The sequence below is a fragment of the Streptomyces griseoaurantiacus genome (assembly GCF_036189845.1).
Lineage (GTDB): Bacteria > Actinomycetota > Actinomycetes > Streptomycetales > Streptomycetaceae > Streptomyces > Streptomyces griseoaurantiacus.
This window is the reverse complement of the sequence record NZ_CP108326.1, coordinates 5,994,719-6,015,435: the sequence shown is the minus strand read 5'-3', so window position 1 is coordinate 6,015,435 and position 20,717 is coordinate 5,994,719. Positions and strand designations below refer to the sequence as shown.

Annotated in this window: 15 protein-coding genes; 8 read left to right on the top strand and 7 right to left on the bottom strand. The window is 75.2% G+C overall.

Going from position 1 to position 20,717, the window contains the following annotated elements:
* Positions 1 to 56 precede the first annotated feature (56 nt).
* The 4 genes from OHB09_RS26625 to OHB09_RS26610 all read left to right on the top strand — a co-directional run bounded on the left by OHB09_RS26625 (position 57) and on the right by OHB09_RS26610 (position 5,484).
* Positions 57 to 1,265, top strand: coding sequence for a pyridoxal phosphate-dependent aminotransferase (locus tag OHB09_RS26625; RefSeq protein ID WP_006143274.1), 1,209 nt, complete (start codon positions 57 to 59; stop codon positions 1,263 to 1,265).
* Between the two features lie 95 nt (positions 1,266 to 1,360).
* On the top strand, positions 1,361 to 1,960 hold the full coding sequence (locus tag OHB09_RS26620) for a histidine phosphatase family protein (RefSeq protein WP_006143275.1): 600 nt from the start codon (positions 1,361 to 1,363) through the stop codon (positions 1,958 to 1,960).
* Between the two features lie 90 nt (positions 1,961 to 2,050).
* Entirely contained in the window at positions 2,051 to 2,731 is a 681-nt protein-coding gene (locus OHB09_RS26615) for a hypothetical protein (RefSeq protein WP_328922649.1), read from the top strand.
* 491 nt (positions 2,732 to 3,222) lie between these two features.
* Positions 3,223 to 5,484: an alpha-N-acetylglucosaminidase gene (locus tag OHB09_RS26610; protein ID WP_328923064.1), complete on the top strand. Its 2,262-nt coding sequence runs from the start codon at positions 3,223 to 3,225 to the stop codon at positions 5,482 to 5,484.
* Positions 5,485 to 5,866: 382 nt separating this feature from the next.
* On the opposite strand, the gene OHB09_RS26605 is transcribed toward OHB09_RS26610, so the two are convergent.
* Both OHB09_RS26605 and OHB09_RS26600 read right to left on the bottom strand, forming a co-directional pair.
* Positions 5,867 to 7,513, bottom strand: a complete 1,647-nt coding sequence (locus OHB09_RS26605) for an AMP-binding protein (RefSeq protein ID WP_191851925.1) — start codon at positions 7,511 to 7,513, stop codon at positions 5,867 to 5,869.
* On the bottom strand, positions 7,510 to 9,195 hold the full coding sequence (locus OHB09_RS26600; protein WP_006143281.1) for an AMP-binding protein: 1,686 nt from the start codon (positions 9,193 to 9,195) through the stop codon (positions 7,510 to 7,512). Before OHB09_RS26600 ends, OHB09_RS26605 begins: the two co-directional genes overlap by 4 nt.
* Positions 9,196 to 9,329: 134 nt before the next feature.
* Here OHB09_RS26600 and OHB09_RS26595 point away from each other — a divergent pair, with 134 nt between their 5' ends.
* The 3 genes from OHB09_RS26595 (at position 9,330) to OHB09_RS26585 (ending at position 14,478) form a co-directional block, all read left to right on the top strand.
* Entirely contained in the window at positions 9,330 to 10,193 is an 864-nt protein-coding gene (locus OHB09_RS26595; protein ID WP_006143282.1) for a helix-turn-helix transcriptional regulator, read from the top strand.
* Between the two features lie 769 nt (positions 10,194 to 10,962).
* Complete coding sequence (locus OHB09_RS26590; protein WP_093600365.1) at positions 10,963 to 13,788, top strand: helix-turn-helix transcriptional regulator; 2,826 nt, start codon at positions 10,963 to 10,965, stop codon at positions 13,786 to 13,788.
* A 285-nt stretch (positions 13,789 to 14,073) separates the two neighbouring features.
* On the top strand, positions 14,074 to 14,478 hold the full coding sequence (locus tag OHB09_RS26585) for a TOBE domain-containing protein (RefSeq protein WP_006143284.1): 405 nt from the start codon (positions 14,074 to 14,076) through the stop codon (positions 14,476 to 14,478).
* A gap of 62 nt (positions 14,479 to 14,540) precedes the next feature.
* Here the strand turns inward: OHB09_RS26585 and OHB09_RS26580 are convergent, their stop codons facing one another.
* On the bottom strand, positions 14,541 to 14,975 hold the full coding sequence (locus OHB09_RS26580) for a protein-tyrosine phosphatase family protein (protein ID WP_006143285.1): 435 nt from the start codon (positions 14,973 to 14,975) through the stop codon (positions 14,541 to 14,543).
* A 439-nt stretch (positions 14,976 to 15,414) separates the two neighbouring features.
* Here OHB09_RS26580 and OHB09_RS26575 point away from each other — a divergent pair, with 439 nt between their 5' ends.
* Positions 15,415 to 16,602 carry an MFS transporter gene (locus OHB09_RS26575; protein WP_328922648.1) on the top strand — a complete coding sequence of 396 codons (1,188 nt, stop codon included), beginning with the start codon at positions 15,415 to 15,417 and terminating at the stop codon, positions 16,600 to 16,602.
* Positions 16,603 to 16,681: 79 nt separating this feature from the next.
* Here the strand turns inward: OHB09_RS26575 and OHB09_RS26570 are convergent, their stop codons facing one another.
* The 4 genes from OHB09_RS26570 to OHB09_RS26555 form a co-directional block, all read right to left on the bottom strand.
* Positions 16,682 to 17,542 (bottom strand): isocitrate lyase/PEP mutase family protein, encoded by an 861-nt coding sequence (locus tag OHB09_RS26570; RefSeq protein ID WP_328728170.1) that lies wholly within the window; start codon positions 17,540 to 17,542, stop codon positions 16,682 to 16,684.
* Between the two features lie 67 nt (positions 17,543 to 17,609).
* On the bottom strand, positions 17,610 to 18,746 hold the full coding sequence (locus OHB09_RS26565; RefSeq protein ID WP_328922647.1) for an FUSC family protein: 1,137 nt from the start codon (positions 18,744 to 18,746) through the stop codon (positions 17,610 to 17,612).
* Positions 18,747 to 19,315: 569 nt separating this feature from the next.
* Positions 19,316 to 19,627, bottom strand: a complete 312-nt coding sequence (locus tag OHB09_RS26560; protein WP_093600353.1) for a DUF3040 domain-containing protein — start codon at positions 19,625 to 19,627, stop codon at positions 19,316 to 19,318.
* Between the two features lie 65 nt (positions 19,628 to 19,692).
* A complete protein-coding gene (locus OHB09_RS26555) occupies positions 19,693 to 20,634 on the bottom strand; it encodes a polysaccharide pyruvyl transferase family protein (protein ID WP_006143290.1) in 942 nt (313 codons plus the stop codon).
* Positions 20,635 to 20,717 lie beyond the last annotated feature (83 nt).

Here is a 20,717-nt window from a genome sequence, read left to right as displayed (position 1 = left end):
CAAGCGGCAACTTGGTAAAACCAAGCAACACCACATTCCGGAGGGGCGGCACACGCATGGAGTTCCGGCAGTCGAGCAAGCTGAGCGAGGTCTGTTACGAGATCCGCGGCCCGGTCATCGAGCACGCGGACGCCCTGGAGGCGGCCGGCCACAGCGTGCTGCGCCTGAACACCGGCAACCCGGCCGCGTTCGGCTTCGAGGCGCCGGAGGAGATCCTCCAGGACATGATCCGCATGCTGCCGCAGGCGCACGGCTACACCGATTCGCGCGGTGTCCTCTCCGCCCGGCGCGCGGTCGCCCAGCGCTACCAGGCCCTCGGCCTCGAGGTCGGCGTCGACGACGTGTTCCTCGGCAACGGCGTCTCCGAACTCGTGTCGATGGCCGTGCAGGCGCTGATCGAGGACGGCGACGAGATCCTCATCCCGGCCCCGGACTTCCCGCTGTGGACCGCCGTCACCACACTCGCGGGCGGCACCGCGGTGCACTACCTGTGCGACGAGCAGTCCGACTGGAACCCCGACCTCGCCGACATGGCCTCCAAGATCACCGACCGCACGAAGGCCCTCGTCCTCATCAACCCGAACAACCCCACGGGCGCGGTCTACCCCAAGGAGATCGTCGAGGGCGTCCTGGACCTCGCCCGCCGGCACGGCCTGATGGTGTTCGCGGACGAGATCTACGACCAGATCCTCTACGACGACGCGGTGCACCACTCGGCCGCAGCCCTCGCCCCCGACCTGGTCGTCCTGACCTTCTGCGGCCTGTCCAAGACCTACCGGGTGGCGGGGTTCCGCTCGGGCTGGATGGTGGTGACCGGCCCCCGCCAACACGCGCGCGACTACCTGGAGGGCCTGACGATGCTGGCCTCCATGCGGCTGTGCGCCAACGCGCCCGCCCAGTTCGCCATCCAGGCCGCGCTCGGCGGCCGGCAGTCCATCCACGAACTGACCGCCCCCGGCGGCAGGCTGCGCGAACAGCGCGACCGGGCCTGGGAGAAACTCAACGAGATCCCGGGCGTCTCCTGCGTCAAGCCGAAGGGCGCGCTCTACGCGTTCCCCCGTCTGGACCCGGCCGTGCACAAGATCCACGACGACGAGAGGTTCGTCCTCGACCTCCTGCTCCGGGAGAAGATCCAGGTGGTGCAGGGCACCGGCTTCAACTGGCCCCGCCCCGACCACTTCCGCATCCTCACCCTCCCCTACGCCGACGACCTGGACGCGGCGATCAGCAGGATCGGACGCTTCCTGAGCGGGTACCGGCAGTAGCGCCGCCCCCGGACCGGCACCCGCCCACCCGGCGGACGGCCCCCGGGCGGGCGTAGCCTGGGAGTCGATCAAGAGGCGCGGTGGAGGGATCGCACATGGGTGACCTGCTGCTGGTACGGCACGGCGAGACCGAGTGGTCGCGCTCGGGCAAGCACACCGGCTCCAGCGACATCCCGCTGACCGACACCGGCCGCGAGCAGGCCAGGCGGCTGGCGCCGCTGGTCGCCTCGCACCGGATCGCGAAGGCGTTCGTCAGCCCCCTGCAGCGGGCCCGGGAGACCGCGCTGCTGGCCGGCGTGCCGGACGCGCAGGTCGAGGAGGAACTCAGGGAGTGGGACTACGGCGGCTACGAGGGCGTGACGACCCACGAGATCCACCGCACCCGCCCGGACTGGTTCCTCTTCACGGACGGCGTCGCCGCCGGCCCGCCCGAGCACCCCGGGGAGAGCCCGGAGGAGGTCGGCGATCGGGCGGAGCGCATGCTCGCGAAGATCGACGCGGCGCTCGCCGATTCCGAGGGCAGCGTGGTCGTCTTCTCCCACGGTCACTTCCTGCGCGTGCTCACCGCCCGCCGCCTCGGCCTGCCCGCCCGGGACGGCGCCCTGTTCCAGCTCGGCACGGGCACGTTCAGCCGGCTGAGCACGGAACACCGGCGGCACGTGGTGGCCGGCTGGAATGTCAGACCCTCCTCGTAGTCTCCGGGGTGTTCGGGGGTGCGGGGTGTTCGGTGCCTCGGGGTGCCGAGTGCCCCGGGGCCCGTACCCGGGGAAGGGAGTGTGGGTGACGTGACGCGTCCGCCCACCGCCGCGCAGTGGCGGGTGATCGAGGCGGCCGATCCGGTGACGGGGCGGCTGCGGGGGACGGCGGCCCAGCACGAGGCCCTGATCAAACGCGGCCTGGCCTTCCGGCACCCGCGCCCGCCGCGCGACCACTTCCTCACCCCCGCGGGCCACCGCCTGCGCGAGGAACGGGAGCGCGAGCGCGCGGAGGGGGCGGAGGGCAAGGAGGCGGGCCCGGCGGAGAGTGCCGACGGTACCGACGGGGGGACCTCGGCCGCCACCGGGACCGGGGTGTTCACCGCGCGGGTCGGCGGCGAGGAGGCCCCCGCCGCACCGGCCCGCCGCACCCGGGAGGTGCACAGCGCCTGGCAGGGACTGCTGGAACTGCGGCGCATGACCAACCCGGACGCGGACACCGCCCGGCCCTGCGCCTGGGAACGCACCCACCTGGTGCGGGCGGCCGCGCTCGCCCTGGAGGCCGACGGCCACACCCCCGCCGGCCCCGGCCCAGCGGCCCCCGGCTACCGGGTCCGGGCCACGCCCCAGCCCGAGGCCGTCGCCGTGCACGACCCCGGCGCGCTGCGCGCCTGCGCGGCCACCCTGGAACGCGCGGGATGGCAGGTGAGCGAACACACCGAGGCCCGCACGGGCCGGCGCTACGTCCTGGCGTCACCGCGGCGGAAGTAGCCGCGGACGAAGGATGAGGGGCGCACAGCAGGGCGCCCGTCAGGCGGTGGACCAGGGCCGCGGCGGCCGGCCGCCGGGGGACCGTGGTGCGGAGCGCCCAGGGGGCCCAGGCCGGGGGGACAGCGCATAGCCGGGTACGAGGCCGTCCGGCGTGTCGTCGACTCCGGCCTGGGTCGGGCGGCGACGGACCGGGGCCGCGCCGCTCCCGGCCGCTCCAGGTCGGCCGCGAGCCGCAGGGGGTCCGAGCCCCCGCCACGCTTCTCCCCGCCGCATGCGGCCCCCGTGTCCGATCACAGGCCGCTCCTGGCCCGCACCCGCACCCGCACCGGCGCACGAGGCGTTCACCACGGCTTCTCGCCCAGGTGGGGGATGTGCCGCTCGGTGCACGCCGTGGCGGGTATGTCTGCCACGACGTTCCGGGCGCGGAGCGGCCACGGCCGGCACCGCTCCCACACCGCACCACCCCGCCCCCCGTGAGCGACGGAGACACCATGCCGCTGGCGCGCCGTTCCCTGCTGTCCGCCCTCGCCGCCGGTTCCGCGGGCGCCGCCGTCGCCGGTGCGGCCACCCTCGCGGAGGGCGGACCGGCGCTCGGCGCCAGCGGCGGGGACACGGGCGCCCGGGCCGCGGCCGCCGCCGCGCGCCGGCTGCTGCCCCGGCACTGGCACCAGTTCTCCTTCCGCACCGAGGGCGGGCGCGACACCTTCACCGTCTCCGGCGAGGCCGGCCGGCTCCGGATCGCCGGGGGCACGCCCGGCACCCAGCTCACCGGACTCAACTGGTACTTGCGCCACGTCGCCGACGCCGACGTCAACTGGGCCGGGGAACAGCTCGACCTGCCCCGCATCCTGCCCGGAATGCCCGGCGGGACGGCCGTCACCCGGCGTGCCGGCGTGCCCCACCGTTTCGCGCTCAACGACACCAACGAGGGCTACACCGGGCCGTACCACGACTGGTCGTACTGGGAGCGCGAGCTCGACGTGCTCGCGCTGCACGGTTACAACCAGGTCCTGGTCACGGTGGGCGCGGACGCGCTGTACCACCGGGTGTTCCAGGAGTTCGGGTACGGCGAGGAGGAGCTGCGGGCGTGGCTCCCGGGCCCGGCCCACCAGCCGTGGTGGCTGCTGCAGAACATGGCGTCCTTCCCCACGTCGGCCGCCTTCCGCGAGCCCGTCTCCGCCCAGCTCCTCGACGCCCGTGCCGCGCTCGGCCGGCGCCTCGCGGACCGGCTGCGCGAGCTGGGCATGGTGCCGGTGCTGCCCGGCTACTTCGGCACGGTGCCGCCCGGCTTCGCCGCGCGCAACCGGGGGGCGCGCACGGTGCCGCAGGGCACCTGGATGGGGTTCGACCGGCCCGACTGGCTCGACCCGCGCACCGACCTCTTCGCCCGGGTCGCGGCGGCCTTCTACCGCGTCCAGGGCGAGCTGTTCGGTGCGTCCACCCACTACAAGATGGACCTGCTGCACGAGGGCGGCACCGCCGGTGACGTGCCCGTCGGCGAGGCCGCCAAGGGCGTCGAACGGGCGCTGCGCAGGGCCCGTCCGGACGCCGTCTGGGTGCTGCTGGGCTGGCGGCACAATCCGCCGCGGGCGATCCTCGACGCCGTCGCCTCCGGCGGCCCGGACGGCGCGGCGGGCAGGGAGCGGCTGCTGGTCGTGGACGGGCTGTCCGACCGCTTCCCCACCGTCACCGACCGCGAGGCCGACTGGGGCGGGGTCCCCTACGCCTTCGGCTCGATCTGGAACTTCGGCGGCCACACGACACTCGGCGCCAACACCCCCGACTGGGCCCGCCTGTACGAGGCCTGGCGCACCAAGGAGGGCAGCGCCCTGCGCGGCATCGCGCTGCTCCCGGAGGCCGCCGACAACAACCCGGCGGCCTTCGCCCTGTTCTCCGAACTGCCCTGGCACGAGGGCGAACTGGACCTGAAGGCGTGGTTCGCACGGTGGGCGCGGTCCCGGTACGGGGCGTACGACGCGCACGCCGAGGCCGCCTGGGACGTGCTGCGCCGCACCGCCTACGGCACCACGCGCGCCGACTCCTGGAGCGAGGGCGCCGACGGCCTGTTCGGTGCCCGGCCCTCGCTGACCGCCCGGCGGGCGGCCTCCTGGTCGCCGAAGGAACTGCGCTACGACGCGCACGAGTTCGAGCGGGCGCTGGACGAACTGCTGAAGGTGCGGCCGGGACTGCGCGAGTCCTCGGCCTACCGGCGGGACCTGCTCGACGTGGCCCGCCAGTGCCTGTCCAACCGGAGCCGCGCCCTGCTGCCCCGGATCGCACGGGCCTGCGCGGCCCGGGACGTGAAGGCCTTCGACGCGGCGAGCGGTGACTGGCTGTCCCTGATGGACCTGCTGGAGCGGCTGGTGGGCACCGACGCACGGCACCTGCTGGGACGTTGGACGGCCCAGGCGCGGGCCTGGGGCGCGGACGAGGCCGAGCGGGACCGGCTGCAGTACGACGCGCTGTCCCTGCTGACGGTGTGGGGCACCCGTCAGGGCGCGGAGGCGGGTCTGCGGGACTACGCGAACCGCGAGTGGGCGGGGCTGGTCGGCGGCCTGTACCGGCTGCGCTGGTCGACGTACTTCACGGAGCTGCGCGCGGCCCTGACCGAGGGCCGGGCACCGGCGGCGGTCGACTGGTACGCCCTGGAGGAGCGCTGGACCCGCGCCCCGGGCCGCCTGGCCACCCGCCCGGCCGGGGACGTCCACCGGATCGCGCGGGAGGTCCGCGAGCGGCTGCGCGCCACGGCCTGACCGGCACGGCGGCACCGGACCCGACCGGCACGGAGCCCGGCCCGGAACGGCGGCACCGGACCCGACCGGCACGGCGCCGCGGTCCGACCGGGACGGCGCGGCGGACGGCGTACCGCCCGTGGCGTACGCGCCCTACGCAACCCTCAAATGAACCTCTGAACCCGGCCTCCGGCGCTTCAACCGCCCCCCGGCACGGGCACATTCCCTCTCACACGGGGCCCGCCGGCACGGGGGCGGCGGGGCTCGTGGACGTCACGCGGAACCGGCAGGGGTGTTCGGGTCCGCGTCACGGAGCACCACCGGTCGCCGCGCGGGAACGCGGTGAGCGGTGCGGCGCGGGGGCGGCCCAGGTCGTGGGGGCCGCCCCCGCGGCGTGCCGCGTTCAGTCCCGCCCGCCCGCCGGCTCCGCGTACCGCTCCCGCAGTTCCACCTTGCGGACCTTCCCCGAGACGGTCATCGGGAAGGAGTCGAGGACGCTCAGCCGGGTGGGCACCTTGTAGTGGGCGAGGCGGCCCTCGCAGAAGGCGCGGACCTCCTGGAGGGTGGGCGGGTCGCCGGCCTCGCGCGGGATGACGCACGCGAGCACCTCCTCGCCGTACCGCTCGTGCGGCACGCCCACCACCTGCACGTCGGCGATCTTCGGGTGGGCGTAGAGGAACTCCTCGATCTCGCGCGGGTAGACGTTCTCGCCGCCGCGGATGATCATGTCCTTGATGCGGCCGACGATCTCGACGTAGCCGTCCTCGCGCATCACGGCGAGGTCCCCGGTGTGCATCCAGCGCCCGGCGTCGACGACCTCGGCGGTCTTCGCGGGCTCCTCCCAGTAGCCGAGCATCACGCTGTAACCGCGGGTGCACAGTTCGCCGGAGGTGCCGCGCGGCTGTGTCACCCCGGTCACCGGGTCGACGACCTTGACCTCGATGTGCGGCAGGACGCGGCCGACGGTGCCGGTGCGGTGCTCCAGGTCGTCGTCCCGGCGGGTCTGCAGCGACACGGGCGAGGTCTCCGTCATGCCGTAGCAGATGGACACCTCCGCCATGTGCATCTCGGTGACGACCCGCTTCATCACCTCGACCGGGCAGGGCGAGCCCGCCATGATGCCGGTGCGCAGGGAGGAGAGGTCGTAGGAGGCGAAGTCGGGGAGGTTCAGCTCCGCGATGAACATCGTCGGGACGCCGTACAGCGAGGTGCAGCGCTCGCTCTGGACTGCCCGCAGGGTCGCTGCCGGTTCGAAGGAGGGGGCCGGGATGACGATGCAGGCGCCGTGCGAGGTGGCTCCCAGGTTGCCCATTACCATGCCGAAGCAGTGGTAGAAGGGGACGGGCAGGCAGACCCGGTCCTGCTCGGTGTAGCCGACCGTACGGCCCACCCAGAAGCCGTTGTTGAGGATGTTGTGGTGGGAGAGGGTGGCGCCCTTGGGGAAGCCGGTGGTGCCCGAGGTGTACTGGATGTTGATCGGATCGTCGCAGCTCAGCCCCGCGCCGATCACCGCCGGACGGTCCTGGGGAACGGAGACGGCACCGGCCGTCAGGGCGTCCCAGGAGGGATCTCCGATGTACACCGTCTCGCGCAGGTCCGGGCAGCGGCCGCGCACCTCCTCGACCAGGGCGCGGTAGTCGCTGCCCTTGTGTGCGAGGGAGGCGATCAGCAGGGTGACCCCGGCCTGCCGGAGCACGAACTCCAGCTCGTGCGCCCGGTAGGCGGGGTTGATGTTCACCATGACGGCGCCGATGCGGGCGGTGGCGTACTGGGTGAGCACCCACTCGGGGCAGTTGACCGCCCAGATGCCGACGCGGTCGCCGGTGGTGACGCCCTTGGCGAGCAGGCCGCGCGCCACCTCGTCCACGGCCGCGCCGAACTCGGCGTACGTCCAGCGGCGTCCGGAGGGGACGTCCACGAGGGCCTCGCGGCCGGGGTACGCGGCGATCGCGCGGTCGAGGTCGGCGCCGATGGTGTCGCCGAGCAGCGGTGTCGTGCTGGTGCCGTGGGCGTACGAGGCGGGCAGCGCGTCCGCTTCCGGTGCCGTCATCGGAAGTCCTCCTCGCGGTACTCGTCCGTCGAGCCGGCGGCCGTGGCCTCGCGCAGCTCGATGCGGCGGATCTTGCCGGACACGGTCTTGGGCAGCGCGCCGAACTCCAGTCGCCGGATGCGCTTGTAGGGGGCGAGGGCCTCCCGGGAGTGCTCGAAGAGCACCTTCGCGGTGTCGGGTCCCGGCTGCCAGCCCTCGGCGAGGACGACATACGCCTTCGGCACCGCGAGCCGCACCTCGTCGGGGGCCGGCACGACGGCCGCCTCCGCGACCGCCTCGTGCTCCAGCAGGGCGCTCTCCAGCTCGAAGGGGCTGATCTTGTAGTCGCTCGCCTTGAAGACGTCGTCCCGGCGCCCGATGTAGGTGAGGTACCCGTCCTCGTCGCGGGCGCCGATGTCGCCCGTGCGGTAGTAGCCGCCGGCCATGGCCTCGGCGGTGCGGTCGGCGTCGCCGTGGTAGCCGGTCATCAGGCCGACGGGGTGGTCGGACATGTCGATGGCGATCTCGCCCTCGTCCGCGCCCGGGGCGCCGGAGACCGGGTCGAGCAGTTCGATGCGGTAGCCGGGGCTCGGGCGGCCCATCGACCCCGCCTTGAGGGGCTGGCCGGGGCTGTTGGAGACCTGCACGGCCGTCTCCGTCTGCCCGAAGCCGTCCCGGATGGTGACGCCCCAGGCCCGCCGCACCTGCTCGATCACCTCGGGGTTGAGCGGCTCACCGGCGGCGACGGCCTCGCGGGGGCGGGTCCGCAACTGGCTCAGGTCGGCCTGGATGAGCATGCGCCACACGGTGGGCGGGGCGCAGAAGGTGGTGACCCGGGCCTTGTCCATCTCGGCCATCAGCCGGGCCGCGTCGAAGCGGGTGTAGTTGAACAGGAAGACGGTCGCCTCCGCGTTCCACGGCGCGAACAGGTTGGACCAGGCGTGCTTGGCCCAGCCGGGTGAGGAGATGTTCAGGTGCACGTCGCCGGGCTTCAGCCCGATCCAGTACATCGTCGCGAGGTGGCCGACCGGGTACGAGGTGTGGGTGTGCTCGACCAGTTTGGGGTGGGCGGTGGTGCCGGAGGTGAAGTACAGCATCAGCGGGTCGTCCGAATGGGTGGGCCCGTCCGGGACGAACGCGGCCGGCGCCTCGTAGGCGTCCTCGTACCGCTGCCAGCCCTCGGCGGCGCCGCCCACCGCGACACGCGTGTAGCGGCCGGGCACCTCGGCGAACTTCTCGGCGTCCGACGCCCGTACGACGACGTGCCGGACGCGGCCGCGCTCGACCCGGTCCCGCAGATCGGCCGGACCGAGCAGCGGGGTCGCGGGGATGACGACGGCGCGCAGCTTCATCGCGGCGAGCATGGTCTCCCACAGCTCCGCCTGGTTTCCCAGCATGACCAGCACCCGGTCCTCGGCGCGCACCCCGCGTCCGCGCAGCCAGTTCGCGACCCGGTCCGAGCGCTCCGACAGCTCGGCGAAGGACAGCCGTACGGTCGTGCCGTCCTCCTCCACGATGTGCAGGGCGGTGCGGTCGTTGCCGCGGGCGATGACGTCGAACCAGTCGAGCGCCCAGTTGAAGCGCGCCGGGCGGGGCCAGCGGAAGCCCTCGTGGGCCGCGGCCCAGTCCTCGCGGTGGGTGAGCAGGAAGTCCCGCGCGGCCCTGAACTCGTCGGTCGCGCCCGTACCCGCAGTCGCCGTCATGTGTCCTCCTCAGTGCCGGACTCATTGCCGGACAGCCGTCCTCCATCGTCTAATCCGTGATGCGGGTCTCACCACCCCCGAACGGGGGTGGGGTGACGGGCCCGTGCCGACGGGCGGGGCGAAGGGCGGACGGGATGACGGCTGACGCGGGCCGGGCGGCCGATGCGGCGGAGATGCGCGGGGCGCTGGCGCGGCTGCGGCGGGCCACGGGGCTGCCGGTGGCGTTCGGGGGGCTCGTGGAGCCCGGGCGCCCCCAGATCCGCATCAGCGAACTGAGCGGGACCGCGACGGCCGCGCTCCGCTCGCTGGCGGTGGTGTCCGGCAACGGGCTCGGCGGCAAGGTCGTGGCACTGTCCCGGCCGTGCGCGGTGACCGAGTACGCGGCGGCCCGGCACATCACCCACGAGTACGACGCGGCCGTGGCGCGGGAGGGGCTGCGGTCCGTGCTCGCGGTGCCGGTGGTCGTACGGCGGCGGGTGCGCGGGGTGCTGTACGGGGCGCTGCGCTCGGCCCAGCCGCTGGGCGAGCGCACGCTGACGATGGCGGTGGCGGCGGCCCGGGACGTGGAGCAGGCGCTCGTCGTGCGGGACGAGGTGGCGGAGCTGCTGGCGGCGACGAGGGGTGCCGCGGAGGGCGGGGGGCCGGGCACGGGTACCGGCTCCGGCGCCGGTGACTGGGAGCGGGTGCGGGAGGCGCACGGGGCGCTGCGGGCGCTGGCGCCGCGGATCGCCGACCCGGCGCTGCGGGCGGAGCTGCTGACGGTGTGCGGGCGGCTCGCCGGGACCGACACCGGCGGGGCGGACGTGGGGCTGTCGCCCCGGGAGGTCGACGTGCTGGCGTGGGTGGCGGTCGGGGCGACCAACGCGGGGGTGGCCGAACGGCTGGGCGTCCGGCCCGAGACGGTCAAGGCCTACCTGAGGTCCGCGATGCGGAAGCTGGGGGCGAGGACGCGGGGCGAGGCGGTGGTGGCCGCGCGCCAGGCGGGCGCGTTGCCGTGACCCTCCGGGGATGCGGAAGAACGGCCGCGCCCGGGGTGCCTCGGGGCCGTGCGCCTTGCGGGGGTGAGGGTGCCTGTGCGGGGGCGGCTGCGGGTGCGTGAGGGCTGGGCGCGCAGTTCCCCGCGCCCCTCAGGGGGGCGCAGGCACCCGGGGGTGTGAGGTGCGGGGTGCCTTGAGGGGGCGGGGGTGCCTGTGCGGGGGCGGCTGCGGGTGCGTGAGGACTGGGCGCGCAGTTCCCCGCGCCCCTCAGGGGGGCGCAGGCACCCGGGGGTGTGAGGTGCGGGGTGCCTTGAGGGGGCGGGGGTGCCTGTGCGGGGGCGGCTGCGGGTGCGTGAGGGCTGGGCGCGCAGTTCCCCGCGCCCCTCAGGGGGGCGCAGGCACCCGGGGGTGTGAGATGCGGGGTGCCTTGAGGGGGCGGGGGTGCCTGTGCGGGGGCGGCTGCGGGTGCGTGAGGACTGGGCGCGCAGTTCCCCGCGCCCCTCAGATGCGCGCCCCTCAGATGCGCGCCCTTCAGGTGCGCGCTCCTGGGTGAGGTGGGGGCTGGGTGGGCCGGGTGTGTGCCGCGGTTGTGAAAATCACGCTACGTTCCGGGTCTCGGGGGGTGTTCCTCTCGTTCGGCCCAACTCCCGCGCCCTCGTGGGGTGGAAGGGGCGGAGCCCCTTCGAGGACGGGACGGGCAGGGGCGGCGGGGGCGTGCAACTCCCGTCCGGGCACCCTCGCGCCGCACCTAAGATTGGCCCCGGCCCGACAGCAGGAGGAGGCGGAGACCGTGGGACGCGAGTCCGAGAAACCCGGCAGAGCCCGCCCCACCCCCCTCGTCGGCCGCGAGGACCTCCTCGCCGGCGCCCGCGACCAGCTCGACCGCGGCGGCAGCGTCCTCGTGCACGGCCCCGCCGGCATCGGCAAGTCCGCCGTCCTGCGCGCCCTCGCCGCCGAGCACGCGGCCACCGCGCACACCGTGCTGCGCTGCTCCGCCACCGAGTCGGAGTCGCATCTGCCCTTCCTCGCCCTCGCGGACCTCCTCGGCCTGGTCGCGGCCGACGTGGCCGACCGTCTGCCCGCCGCCCAGCGCACCGCGCTGGAGTCCGCGCTGACCGGCCGCGGCGAGTCCACCCTGGAGCGCGACGGCCTCGCGCTGCGCCTCGCCGTGCTGTCCACGCTGCGCGCGCTCGCCGCCCGCGGCCCCGTCCTGATCGTCGCCGACGATCTGCAGTGGCTGGACCCCGCGAGCACCGAACTCCTCGGCTTCGCCGCCCGGCGCCTGGGCGACATGCCGATCCGGATGCTGTGCGCGGCCCGCACCGGGAGCGACCCACGCGGCCCCGAGCACGACCGTTTCCTGCGCGCCACGCCCCCGGACACCCTCGCCGTCCGCGTCGGCCCGCTGTCCCGCGCGCAGACCGCCGAACTCCTCGCCCGCCGCGGCTTCGGCGCGCTGCCCCGCTCCACGGTGCGGGACATCCACCGCACCAGCGGAGGCAACCCGCTGTTCGCCCTGGAGCTGGGCCGCGCCCTCGCCGAGAACCCGGTCCCGCCCGGCCCCGGGGAACCGCTGCCGGTGCCGACGTCCTTGCGTGCCCTCGTCCTCAACCGGCTGGAGGCGCTGTCCGCCGAGGCCCGCCGCACCCTGCTGGTGGCCAGCGCCGGCGCCCGCCCGACCACCGCCCTGCTGCACGCGGCCGGGCGGGAGAACGCCGAGGCCGAGATCGCCCGGGCGGCCGCGCTGGGGCTGCTGGTGACCGACCGCGACTCCCCCGGCGTGCGGTTCGCGCACCCGCTGATCTCCGCCGCGCTGTACGCGGAGGCCGACCCGGAGGAGCGGCGCTCCGCGCACGCGGCGCTGTCCACGGCCGCCTCCGATCCGATCGAACGGGCCCGGCACCTCGCGCTGGCCACCGAGGGCACCGATCCGCGGGTCGCCGAGCGACTCGGCGAGGCCGCCGCGGCGGCCCGGGAGCGCGGGGCGCCCTCGGTGGCGGCCGGCCTCGGCCTGCTGGCCGCCCGGCACACCCCGCCGGACGCCGAGCCGGGCCCGTCGGTGTGGCGGCTGCAGGCGGCCGAGGACGCGCTGATCGCCGGCGAGACGGACCTCGCCCGCGACCTGGCCCGCCAGGTCCTGGCCGACGCCTCCGCGCCCGCCGAGCGGGTGCGGGCCTGGATCGTGGTGATCGAGTCGGCCGGGCACGCCCTCGGGGAGGTCGACGCGGCCTATCCGCAGGCCCTCGCCGACGCCGGTGAGGACCCGAGGCTGCTGGCGCTGGTGCACTACCAGCTCGCCTGGCGGGCCACGATCTACGAGGGCGACTTCGCCGAGGCCCGGCAGGAGGCGGCCCGGGCGGCCTCGCTGGCCGAGCGGGCCGGCGACCGGCGCACCGAGCTGATGGCGCTCGCCTTCCAGGCCCAGGCGGAGACGCTGATGGGTCACCCGGACGCCCCGGCCACCATCAAGCGGGCGATGCGGGAGCCGCAGGACCCGCGGGTGGCCTGCGACCACAACGGCGTCGGGGCCGCCCGCTTCCGCTGGCTGATCATGAGCGACCGGCTCGCCGAGGCCCGCACCACGATCAGCGCGCTGCTGCGTGAGGTGCGCCGGCGCGGGATGGTCGAGAGCGAGGTGCACTTCCTGCGCGGGCTCGCCGAGACGGAGCTGCGCGCCGGGCATTGCGCCCGCGCCCTCGACCTCGCCAGGGAGAGCCTGCGGCTGGCCCGGGACACCGGGATCGGCCAGGCCGCGGCGGCGATGTTCACCTCGCTCGCGGAGGCCGCGGGCGGGGACGTGGAGCGGGCCGGGGCGCTGGCCCGGGAGGCGGTCTCACGGGCCGAGGACCACGGCGACCAGGTGTATCTGTCCCGGGCTCTCGGCGCGCTGGGGCACGCCCAGCTCGTGGCCGGGGACGCGGCGGGGGCGGTGCGGTCGCTGCGGCGGGTGCGGGACCTGGAGGAGCAGCTCGGTGTGACGGACCCGGCGCGCGGGCGCTGGCACGGTGATCTCGCCGAGGCCCTGGTGCGGGTCGGCGAGCCCGCGGAGGCCCAGCGTCTGGTGGACGTCACGCGGGTCCGGGCGTCCGCGCTCGGGCGGGAGAGCGTGCTGGCGGTGCTGGACCGGGCGGAGGCGCTGGCGCGGGCGGCGCGCGGGGACGTGGACGGCGCGGTGCGGCAGCTCTCGTCGGCGCGGGACCGGCTGGGCCGGCTCGGGTACGGGCTGGAGGAGGCGCGGGCGGTGTACGCGCTGGCGGGGCTGCGGGGGCGGCGGCCGGGTGCCGCGTCCTACGAGGAGGCGGCACGGTTGTTCCGGCGGTGCCGTGCGGTGCCGTGGCTGCGGCAGGCCGAGGCGCAGCCGGTGGCCGAGCCGGGCACCCCGACGGCGGTACGGGCGGGGGTGTCGCCGGGGGCGGAGGCCCTGGGCGGGCTCGCCGCGACGGAGCGGCAGGTGGCGGCGTTGGTGATGGAGGGGGCGACCAACCGGGAGATAGCCGCGCGGCTGTTCATCAGCGTCAAGACCGTCGAGGCGACGCTGACGCGGGTGTACCGCAAGCTGGGGATCCGCTCCCGGGTGGACATCGTCCGGCTGGCGGCCGCACGGCGCGCGGAGTGATTTTCCGGCCCTCGGGTCATCGAGGGTTTTCCCTGCGTGCGGGGTTGTAGGGGCTTCCCTCCTTGGGCGGGGTCCGGGGTGCGTCCTAGCGTGGCACCCGTGCCGCTCGCCCGGGCAGACAGGGATCGGTCCCGCGGTCCCCGTCGCACATCGAGCCAGGGGGCGCTGCGGGCCTCCACGAGCGGCCCGCAACGCCCCCTGTCCACGTCTCGACCTCCGGCCTGCCCGGCCGGTCGACCCGGTCACCGTCCTCGTGGCGGGGCCCCGCGGGCTATCTTGACGGCCATGCAGTCCTACACGATCGGCCAGGCCGCCCGTCTCCTGGGCGTCAGCCCGGACACCGCGCGCCGCTGGGCCGACGCGGGCCGTGTGGCCACCCACCGCGACGAGGGCGGACGCCGTCTCATCCAGGGCCGTGATCTGGCCGCCTTCTCCGTGGAGCTGGCGCGCGGCGGCGAATCGGACGGGGCCGAGGACCTCCCCTCGTACACCTCGGCCCGCAACGCGTTCCCCGGCATCGTGACGGCGGTCAAGCTCGGCGACGTGGCGGCGCAGGTGGAGATCCAGGCGGGCCCGCACCGCCTGGTGTCCCTGCTGACCCGCGAGGCGGTGGAGGAGCTGGGTCTGGAGGTGGGCGTGGAGGCCACGGCCCGGGTGAAGTCGACGAACGTGCACATCGACCGGGCCTGAGGGCCTCCCGGCCGGACCACGCCGCGGACGCGGGGCTCCCGATCCCCCGGTCCGCAGCCCTGTCACCCTCGGCCGAAGGCCCGTACGTACCGCTTCTGCCAGGGCGTCTCCACCGCCCGCCGGTCGTAGTGGCGCCGCACGAAGGCCACCGCCTCGGCCGCCGGTACGCCGTCGAGGACCGCGAGGCAGGCCAGCGCCGTCCCGGTCCGGCCGCGCCCGCCGCCGCAGGCGAACTCGACGCGTTCGGTGCCGGCCCGTTCCCACGCGCCGGCGAGGACCTCGCGCGCCCGTGCCCGGTCGGCGGGCAGCCGGAAGTCCGGCCAGCGCAGCCAGCAGGACTCCCAGTCGGTCTCCGGCGGCCGGCCGCCGAGCAGGTACACGCCGTACTGGGGTCTCACGCCCGGCGGCAGCGGGTGCCGCAGGCCGCGCCCCCGTACCAGTCGGCCCGAGGGCAGTCGCAGGACGCCGGGCGCACCGGCCCGCCAGGTGTCGGTCATGCGGGCAAGGTAACGGCCGCGGGGGCGTTCCGGCAGGGCTTCCGCCATCGCGGGGAGACCGGTCGCGGGGCGGGTGGACGCGGTTACGCGTCCGCGACCTCGTCTTACCCGGCGTAACACTTGGCGAGTTGATCACGCTGATCAAAGTGTGCAGTTGTTGAGCGGTAAACGTCCTTCTGGCCCGCGGCAGTTGTGCGCATGACCGTCCGTCCCTGACGTGCCGTCGGCGGGCCGCCCCTGCGACCGAGGTCCGGGACGCGGTCTGCCGCCACCTCCCAGGAAGGGGAGCGCAAAGAAGAACCCGTTCACCGACTTCGCCCCTCTCCCTTCCAGGTCGTACGCCGACCGCCGTCACGGTCCACAGAGAAGTGTTGCCTTGATAGCCACGAAAGTCCGGCCCGATGTGCCGCGGCATGCCAAAACCGTCAACCCTGGCCGGATGCGGGGCGTCTACCTGCCCCGGCTCGCGGACGCGACCGCCTCGTCCATGGCCACCTACGGCATCCCGCTGCTGGTGCTGGGAACGACGAACTCGGCCTCCCTGACCGGGGTCGCCTTCGTGCTGGCATGGGCGCCCCGCCTGTGCATGTTCGGCCTGGCCGGGATGGCCGTCGACCGTTACGGGCCCGCGCGGGTGTTCCGGCTGGCCGCCGCGGGCCGGGCACTGGTCGTCGCGGGCGTGGCCCCGGCCCTGGCGATGATGGACGAGGACGCGGCCCTGGGTCCCGTGATGTTCCTGGCGGCCGGCGTGGGCTGCCTGACCCAGTTCAGCTTCATCGCGGCCGAGAGCGTCGGCGCGGTCGTCAGCCGGGACGCGGGCGACATGGGACACCGCGTGCAGTCCGTCCTCCTGGGCATCGACCAGACGGCCGCCCTGGTCGGTCCGGCGGCAGGCGGCTTCCTTCTCCAGTGGAAGGGCTCCAGCGGCATGCTCGCGGTGATCGGCGGCCTGTCGGCACTGGCCTGCGTCCTCGTCCCGCGCATGCGCCGGGCACCGGCTCCGGCGAGCACGCCCGCCGCACCGGGATGGCGGGCCGGCTGGACCACCCTGCGCTCGCTCCCGGCGCTCATGTGGCTGGTGGCCGGGCTGGCGTTCTCCAACCTGGCCCTCGGCCTGCTGGAGGCGGCCACCCCGGTGATCGTGGTGCAGGACCTCGGCCGGTCCAGCGCCTCGGTCGGCGTGATCTGGTCCTGCGCGGCCGTCGCCTCGCTGCTGGCGGTGGTCCTCTGCCGCGTCGTGATCGACCGGTGGGGGCTGAAGCGGGTGGGGCGCTTCGCCGCCGTGGTGACGAGCGTGCCGTGCCTCCTCATCGCCTACGCCGGTTCCTACCGGACGTACCTCCTGCTGGTCGCCGTCTTCATGGCCGGCGACACCGTGCTGGCCGTCGTCCTGCGCACTCTGCGCTCCCGGCTCATCCCCGTCGAGGTGTTCGGCAGCACGCTGTCGGTGTCCGTGCTCCTCCTGCTCCTGCCCTATCCCCTCGCCGGCCTGCTCATGGCCGCCGCCGGCCCGGCGGCCATGGACACGCTGATCACCGTCTGCGCGGTACTGCAGAGCCTCGGCCTGCTCTTCGCCCTCACCCAGGGCGTCCGTTCCGGGCCGCGCCGCGGCAGGCACCGCGCGTGAGGTCCGCGCCGGGCCCGCCTGCCCCGCCGGGCCCGGCTCGCGGGGACGGCTCGCGGGGACGGCTCGCGGGGACGGCCCGTCAGCCGGTGGCCCCCCGTACGTGGTGGCGGCTGATGTTGGTCTCCAGGAGCCGGGTGGAGGTGGCCACGCCCACCGCGTCGGGGAGGCCGGCGGTGTCGGGGAGCCGTCCGTCGGCGCGCTTGAGCTCGTCCAGGGCGCTGTCGATGGCCCGGTGGGCGGCGAACAGGCAGGGGGTGCTGTAGATCGCCACGTCGACGGAGAGTTCCGTCAGTTCGGTGAGCGAGAGGCGGGGGGACTTGCCGACGCCGATCTGGTTGAACAGCAGCGGGGTGTCGCCGACCGCCTCCCGGATCCGGCGGATCGCGGCCACGCTGCGGACCCCGTCGACGAGGACGACGTCGGCGCCGCTCTTGGCGAGGGCGGTGGCCCGGCGGATCTGCTCGGCGTCCTCGACGGCGTCGGTGCGGGCGACGACCACCAGTTCCTCCCGGCTGTCGAGGACCATGCCCAGCTTCTCCAGGTACTCCTCCAGGGGCAGGATCCGCTTGCCGTCCGCGTGCCCGCAGCGGCGGGGCCGCTGCTGGTCCTCCAGGATCACGCCGGAGGCCCCGGCCCGTTCCAGGCGCTGGACGACGTGGCAGGCGACCTCGGGGTCGGCGTAGCCGTCGTCGATGTCGACGAGGAGGTGGTGGGCGGGCAGCGCGAGGCGGAGCCGTTCGGCGAACTGCACGATGTCCGGCCAGGCGATGAAGCCGATGTCGGGCAGCCCGTAGTGGGAGGCGGCGAAACCGAACCCGGAGACGAACAGGCCGTCGTAGTGCCGGGCGGCCAGGGAGGCGGAGTACATGTCGTAGACGCCGATGAGCGGGGTCGTACCGGGGTGGGCGATCGCGTCGCGCAGCCGACGGCCGTGGTGCATGGGCCCTCCGTGGATCGAGTGGGGCCCTCACAGTTCCAGCGAATCCCAACGAAACGCAAAATTCCGGTCACCCGCTCGGGTCAACGGGGACGAGCTGGTCGGTGAGCCGGCGGGCCTGGGTGAGCAGGGTGCCGTAGGTCGCGAGGTCCTCGGGGTCCCCGGTGGCGGCGTCCGGGAGCCGGCGGCGCAGTTCGCCGAGGGTGTCCCGCAGCCCTTGGACGGCCTTCCCGAGCTCCTCGGCGGAGCCGTCGCCGAAGCGGGCCTCGCTGTAGAGGCGCACGGCCTCGGCGGTCTGGCGCAGGAAGGCGGCGTAGGGGCGGGCCAGGGGGGCGCCGGGCCAGGACAGGGTGCGGTCCTCCCCGGCGGTCTCCAGGACGGTGCGGGTGACACCGGCGGTGTGGACGGCGACGTAGTCGAAGACGGTCACGGCGTCGTCGTAGGCGCTGCCCGGCCCGGCGACGGCGCGGGCACGGCGGCGCGGGTTGACGCGCAGGCTCTCCCGGCTCCACCCGAGGGCGGAACGGGCCTGGTCGACCAGGCGGCTCAGGTGCAGGGCGCGTTCGTGCCATTCGCCGGCCCGGGCCGCGTCCCAGTCGGCGCCGTCGAGGCCGTCCGCCACGTCCTCCATCACCGACCGCGCCTCCTCGGCGGCGTCGTGCAGCGCGGCACGCGGGCTGCGCAGGTAGGTCGGCGGGCGGATCAGCGCGTTGACGGCGATGCCGACGAGCGCGCCGAAGACGGCCTCGCCGATCCGGGCGGCGGAGGTCGCGAAGCCGACCGAGGGGCCGGTGAGGACGAAGAGGGCGCCGGTGGCCGCGTAGATGCCCTGGCTGCCCAGGCGGCGCCAATTGCCGAGCAGGACGGTGGCGGGGAGCACCACGGCCATCGCCGGCAGGGTGCTGTTCAGGGCGAGGGCGACGGCGGTCGCGACGACCGTGCCGGTGGCGATGGCGGCGAGTTGCTGCAGCCCGTGCGCGATCGAGCGGTACACGGTCGACTCGACGAGGACGATGGCGACCCAGGGGGCGACGAAGGCGACCGGCGCCTGCAGCCACCAGCCGGCGGCGAGCCAGGCGAGGAAGGCGGCGAGTGCCGCCTTGACGGCCTGGACGAGCAGGTCCCTCTCCCGCCCCGGCCCGGACCAGGCGCGGTGGGCCGCGAGCGCACCGCCCTTCAGTTGCCCCCGGACGGCCCGAGCCGCCATGTGAAACCAGTGCATGCCAGGTCAAGTGCCACGGCCGGCGCAGCCGATGCGTGATCCGTGCGGCGGGAACGGGTGGGGTAGGTCACGCGCCCCCACCGCCGGCGGGGCAGGAGCGGCCGGCGACGCGGTGGCCGGCGTGGGCGGAGGCGGCCGTGCCCCGGAAGGGCGGGCGCCCCGGCGCGGTACGGGGCGCGCGTGCCGGGGTCGGTCCGGGACGTGTGCCCGGTGCCATCCGGGGTGCGTGCCGACCTCGGCCGGGGTCCGCGCCCCGGTCCCGTCCGCCGGTCACGTCCGCCGGACAGGTGGTCGGGCCGGGCGAGGACCCGGGGACGACGGGCGGGCCGAGGACGGTCAGGCCCGCAGGACAGGCATGCCCGAGGACGGGCTGGCCCGAGGACGGGCAGGCCCCGGAGGACGGCGGACGCCCCCTGGACGTGCGAGGCGCGGCCGGATCCGGCCCGGGACCGTGCGAGTGCCGGCTTCAGGGCGTCCGCCGTACCCCGCCGGTCCGGAGCGTTTGCCCGGCCTGGTCTGGGGCGAGCGCCCAGTGCGCGAGGGGGGCCGTTCCGTCAGGGGCCGGCCCGGCGGCAGAGGAGGCGGAAGACGCCGTACAGCGCCACCGGCCACACCACCGCGAAGGCCCAGATGACCGGGGGTTCGCCGGTGCAGATCCCCGTCACCATCAGCGCCACCGCCACGCACAGCCAGACGGCCACCACCGCCACGCGCGGCTCGTAGGCCGCGAGCCGGCGGGGGTCCGGGCCCCGGCGCACCCGCAGCGTCCGCAATCGCCGGTCCAGCCGCCGGTTGCCGCGCCGCAGAGCGGCCTCCATGTCCTCGAGTATCCGCTTCTCGTGATCGGGTATCCGGCCGGTGGTCACGTTGGGTCCTCCCGGAAACGCCTGGCCTGTGGACGCTCTGTGCGGGTGCCCGCGGCCCCCCGGAACTAACCGCCGCCCAGGGCCCCCGCCTCCCGGATCTCCAGGGCGTCGAGCAGCCCGGCCACGCCGTCCCCCGCGCCGGGTGTCACACCCGTCCCGGAGGCCCCGCGGAACTCCTCCCGCACCTCCCGTGCCGCCGAGCGTCCGGAGGTCAGGCACCAGGTCCACCAGTGCTCCAGCCGCCGGGCGTCGAGCCGTTCGGCGCCGACGACCGCGGGCCAGCCGCAGGCGTGGGCCTGGGCGGTCACCTTCGCGCCGCCCTCGACCGGGTCGACGGCCAGCGCGGGCACACCGGCCCGCAGCGCCAGCACCATGCCGTGCAGCCGGTCGGTGACGACCACGTCCAACCGGGCGAGGACGGACTGGACTTGGGCCGCCGTTCCGGCCAAGCGCCAGTCGTGGGCGTCCAGTCGGGTCTCCAGCGGCAGCCGCGCGCAGTCCTTGCCGCCGAGCCAGCGGGTGAGCACCTCCGCGACCTCGGCGTGCCGCCGGCGCTCCCCGTACTCCCGTTGACCGTGGGTGAGGATCACCCCGGCCACCGGTGTGGACAGCAACTGCGGGGCGCTCGCGGCGAGGTCCCGGACCGGCTCCCGGTTCGGGGCGTCCCGGGCCAGTACGCGGTGGAACCCGGTGACCGCCGCGCTGCGGGGGTCGATCACGGAGACGCCCACCGCGATCCGCACGCAGCCCGGGAACCGCGCGTGCAACTCCTCGACCTGGGGCCCGTGCAGGGGCCCGCACACGAAGACCAGGTGGGTGTGGTCCCCCGGCCGGACCGCGTCGAAGTGCAGCGCCCCGGGGCGGAAGTGGGGGCTCCAGACGGTGTCGTGCTCCAGTCCGGCGCGGTCGAGGACGTCCTCGACGCGGCGCAGGGCCAGGACGTCGCCCGCGGTGGCCTCGCCGTCCGGGAAGCTGAACCAGCCGACCAGCAGAATCCTTCGTCGCACGGTGTGTTCCTCCCGTTCGCCCGGTTCGCTCGTGTGCCGACGGGTGCGGCGGTGTGTCCCCGCGTGTGGTCCCCGTCCCGGCG

Bases quoted from the DNA above. Each gene is read 5' to 3' on its own strand.
- OHB09_RS26625 (WP_006143274.1), top strand. From the start codon at position 57: ATGGAGTTCCGGCAGTCGAGCAAGCTGAGCGAGGTCTGTTACGAGATC.
- OHB09_RS26620 (WP_006143275.1), top strand. From the start codon at position 1,361: ATGGGTGACCTGCTGCTGGTACGGCACGGCGAGACCGAGTGGTCGCGC.
- OHB09_RS26610 (WP_328923064.1), top strand. From the start codon at position 3,223: ATGCCGCTGGCGCGCCGTTCCCTGCTGTCCGCCCTCGCCGCCGGTTCC.
- OHB09_RS26605 (WP_191851925.1), bottom strand. From the start codon at position 7,513: ATGACGGCACCGGAAGCGGACGCGCTGCCCGCCTCGTACGCCCACGGC.
- OHB09_RS26600 (WP_006143281.1), bottom strand. From the start codon at position 9,195: ATGACGGCGACTGCGGGTACGGGCGCGACCGACGAGTTCAGGGCCGCG.
- OHB09_RS26595 (WP_006143282.1), top strand. From the start codon at position 9,330: ATGACGGCTGACGCGGGCCGGGCGGCCGATGCGGCGGAGATGCGCGGG.
- OHB09_RS26585 (WP_006143284.1), top strand. From the start codon at position 14,074: ATGCAGTCCTACACGATCGGCCAGGCCGCCCGTCTCCTGGGCGTCAGC.
- OHB09_RS26580 (WP_006143285.1), bottom strand. From the start codon at position 14,975: ATGACCGACACCTGGCGGGCCGGTGCGCCCGGCGTCCTGCGACTGCCC.
- OHB09_RS26575 (WP_328922648.1), top strand. From the start codon at position 15,415: ATGCGGGGCGTCTACCTGCCCCGGCTCGCGGACGCGACCGCCTCGTCC.
- OHB09_RS26570 (WP_328728170.1), bottom strand. From the start codon at position 17,542: ATGCACCACGGCCGTCGGCTGCGCGACGCGATCGCCCACCCCGGTACG.
- OHB09_RS26565 (WP_328922647.1), bottom strand. From the start codon at position 18,746: ATGGCGGCTCGGGCCGTCCGGGGGCAACTGAAGGGCGGTGCGCTCGCG.